At 50.2% G+C, this 1,415-nt stretch carries 1 protein-coding gene; it reads right to left on the reverse strand.

Annotated features, from left to right (window positions below; genetic code table 11):
- Positions 1 to 767 precede the first annotated feature (767 nt).
- Positions 768 to 1,313 carry a hypothetical protein gene (locus TRM7557_RS08965; RefSeq protein WP_058289887.1) on the reverse strand — a complete coding sequence of 182 codons (546 nt, stop codon included), beginning with the start codon at positions 1,311 to 1,313 and terminating at the stop codon, positions 768 to 770.
- Positions 1,314 to 1,415 lie beyond the last annotated feature (102 nt).

Below are 1,415 nucleotides of genomic sequence, written 5' to 3' on the forward strand. Positions count from 1 at the left end.
ATGCAGGCGGTTCCATTTGGGTATNCTGTAATCTGTTTGATAGGGGTCAAGGAAAAAACCCTCTTCCTCAATCAAGAGGTCGCGGGCCTCGGGCATGAAATCCACACAACGCGTTGCACGGATCGGTCCGACAAAGTTTCCGTCTGCATTGATTTTCACAGTGATTAGGGTGCCGCCCAGAAGATGCTGTGCGTTATAGGCAAGCTGCCCCGCCGCATACCCCATCCGATGATGCGTATTCAGCATGATGGGCGTGTCGTTGCTGTCGACTATGAAAACTTCGGAATTCGGGAAGCCGTCTCCGCGCAACGTCGAAGTAATCTGCATTTCCAACACATCAGGATCGCGATCGATTGCAAAGACAATGGTGCCGCTCAAGTCCAGATAGGGCACCACGAGGTTGTTGAAGTCCCGATTGGGCGTAAAAGCGTGGTTGATCCCACGAAAGTTCCATTGGAAATTACCCGTCTGCATGCCATTTGGGGCGAAGGGGCTGGAAGCAAATTCGCGCGCGCCCTCAGGTTGAACTTCGGCATCCACATATTCTTCATGTGTCCTGCCAAGAAACCATGGCGCAGTGCTCGGGTCAGAACGTGGCCGCTCATTTGAAGCAGTCGCAGTTAAAAAGTCCAGTGACCATTTGGCCAAAATCCTAGAAGTGTCTGCTAAATTACTAGAAAATCCGCGTTTGTCACCATGGAAGCCAAGACCGCCCATGCCAAATTTCTCATCTGGATGAAAGGCTCGCGAGTGAATTGTATATTCAGTCATTTTTCAATCCGAAGATACTCGGTCCCTGACAATCTAAAGTACAAGTCAGAAAAATCGACCTCGCGTAGATCTGCGCCAACTTCACAGGCCTGTGTGGTTCCAACGTCGAACACATCAAAATCAACAAACATACTCGGGATGGTCCATGATCGCCGGGTGCCGTCTTCGAGAATTTCGAACCCTTCTCCGGTGCCAACTCCACCGTGAAGAGCAAATTTAAAAACCGGATTTCTCCCAAGTTCACCGTCTTGGCCCGAGTAGATAAATCGCAGTCCCGCCCGCTCATAGGGTTCGGGCAGATTTATCACCACTGCATTGGGATGTGTTGGGTAAATATTGTAGCTCAGAAATTCTGGCGGCTCATCAACAGGCGGCGTGTTTTCGCCCCAGAAGACCACAAACTCGCCACAGTAGCCATCCGGAAGAAAAACATGCACTTCGGGTTTGTCCGGTTTGGACGCGCGAGCCCCGTCAATGAATTGCGTAGCAAGGCTGGTGATCAATGCCAGGGACAGCACAGCGAGAAAAATATTCTTGAGCATTAGTTCAAATCAATCCGTGACCCATTGATAATGATATGGCTACCTTTGATGTTAATCGTTCCATCGCTTTGCGCTTGTATGAGAGCGTCGCCGCAACGAAAT

The organism is Tritonibacter multivorans (assembly GCF_001458415.1).
Lineage (GTDB): Bacteria > Pseudomonadota > Alphaproteobacteria > Rhodobacterales > Rhodobacteraceae > Epibacterium > Epibacterium multivorans.